Origin of the sequence: Streptomyces sp. NPDC004667 (assembly GCF_040609475.1) — a bacterium.
Taxonomy (GTDB): domain Bacteria; phylum Actinomycetota; class Actinomycetes; order Streptomycetales; family Streptomycetaceae; genus Streptomyces.
In genome coordinates this window covers 1-2,190 of record NZ_JBEXKC010000243.1, presented here as the reverse complement: position 1 = coordinate 2,190, position 2,190 = coordinate 1, and the positions used below count along the sequence as shown (strand labels likewise).

Sequence of the window (2,190 nt, the reverse complement as noted above, 5' to 3'; positions counted from 1 at the left end):
GGCCTCCCGAACGAGCCCCCGCCCTCCCCGCACCCCACGCCCTCCCCGCACTCCCCACGCCCCCGACCCCGCTGATCGGCCGGCACGACTCCCTCACCACCCTCACGGACCTGTTCGCCACCACCCGGCTGGTCACGCTGACCGGGCCGGGCGGCGTGGGCAAGACCCGGCTCGCCCTGGCGGCGGCCGAGCGGCTGGCCGCCTCGCGCGACGTCGTCCTCGTCGAACTGGCCCCGTCGACGGGCGACGCGGACGCGGACGCGCTCGCGCAGGCCGTCTGCACCGCCCTCGGCCTGCGCCAGAACCCCCTGGAAGCCGAGGAGCGGGCCGTACACCGCCTGGCCGCGGCCCTGCGCGAACGCCCGCTGCTGCTGGTCCTGGACAACTGCGAGCACGTCGTGGACGCCGCCGCCGAACTGTGCTCCACCCTGCTGCGCTCCACCCCCCACCTGCACGTCCTCGCCACCAGCCAGGAGCCGCTGATGGTGGCCGGGGAGGTCGCCCACCCCCTCGGACCGCTCCCGGCACCCGACGCCGTACGGCTCTTCACTGAACGCGCCACGGCCGCCGGGCCGGGCTTCGCCCCCGACCCGGCGCAGCAGGCCCTCGTCGCCGAGATCTGCGCACGCCTGGACGGCATACCCCTGGCCCTGGAACTGGCGGCGACGCGGGTGCGCGCGCTCGGCCTGGAAGAGGTCGCCACCCGGCTGAACGACCGCTTCAGGCTGCTGACCTCCGGCCGGCGCGACGCCCCGGCCCGCCAGCAGACCCTCCGCGCCGTGATCGATTGGAGCTGGGGGCTGCTGGGCGCGGCGGAACAGACCGTCCTGCGCCGCCTCTGCGTCCACCGGGACGGATGCACGATCGACGCCGCCGAAGCCGTCTGCCCGGGCGACGGCGTCACCCGCGACGAGGTGCCGGACCTGATCACGCGTCTGGTCGACCGTTCCCTCGTGGTCGTGGCACCGGGTCCGGCCGGCACGCCCCCGCGCTACCGGCTGCTGCAGTCCGTGGCGGCGTACGCGGGGGAGCGGCTCGAACACCACGGTGAGCGGGACGCGCTGCGCGCCCGGCACCTGCGCCACTACCTGGCCCTCGCGGAAACCGCCGACGCGGGCCTGCGCGGCCCCGGACAGCGGCTCTGGCTCGCCCGGCTCGACGCGGAGGCCGCGAACCTGCGCGCGGCCCTCGCCGCGGCCGGCACCACCGACCGGGCCGCCCGCCTCGCCGATGCCCTCACCTGGTGGTGGCTGCTCCGCGGCCGGCTCACCGAAGCCCACCGCACCCTTACCGCCCTGCTCCCCGAACTCGGCTCCGCACAGCGCTCCTTCACCCTGCTGACCGCGAGCGCCCCGGCGGCGGCCGCCGCTCCCGCCACCGCCGATCCCACACCGCGGACCCTGTGGCTGTCGGCGTACGCCCTCTTCCACGCGGGCCACCCGACCGCCGCCGCGGAGGTCAACGCCCGCGCCCTCGCGCTCTTCACCGCGGCCGGGGACTGCTGGGGCACGGCGGCCTCCCTGGCCCTGAGGGCCCACACGGCCCTGGCCACGGGAGTCCTCTCCACGATCCGGGAGGACGGTGAGGACAGCGCCCGCGTCTTCCGGGAACTGGGCGACGCGTGGGGCGAGCTGCAGAGTGCCGTTCCTCTCGCGGCCCGCGCGGAGGTCATGGGCGACCACCCGGAGGCCGCCCGCCGCCACACCGAGGGGTTGCGCCTCGCCCGGGACCTCGGCATGGAGACCGAAGTGGCCGCGCACCTCTCCGGGCTCGGCCGCCTCGCCCTCCTCGAGCAGGACTGGGACCGCGCCCACGACCTGCACGAACAGGCCCGGTGCCGGGCCGCGGCGCAGGGCAACAAGTTCGGCGAGGTCCATGCCCTCATGGGTCTCGCCCTCGGCGCCCGCCGCTCGGGAGACCTCGACGCGGCCGAGCGGTACCTGACCCGCCTCCAGGACGAGTCGTCCGCCCCGATCGGCAGGCACCTCGTGTTCGCCGAACTGGGCTTCACCCACGAACTGCGCGGCGACGCCGCCCGCGCCCGGACCCACCATCTGAGGGGCCTGGACATCGCCCGCTCCCTGGACGCCCGTGCCGTGGCCCTCTCCCTGGAAGGCCTGGCCGGTGTCGCGGCCCTCCGCGCCGACCCCGAGGGCGCCGCACGCCTGCTCGGCGCCGCCGACGCGGCCC

At 76.7% G+C, this 2,190-nt stretch carries 1 protein-coding gene; it reads left to right on the top strand.

Annotated features, from left to right (window positions below; translation table 11 throughout):
- Nucleotides 1–2,190, top strand: a 2,190-nt coding sequence (locus ABZW32_RS39710) for an AAA family ATPase (RefSeq protein ID WP_356225776.1), incomplete at both ends; no start/stop codon positions are given.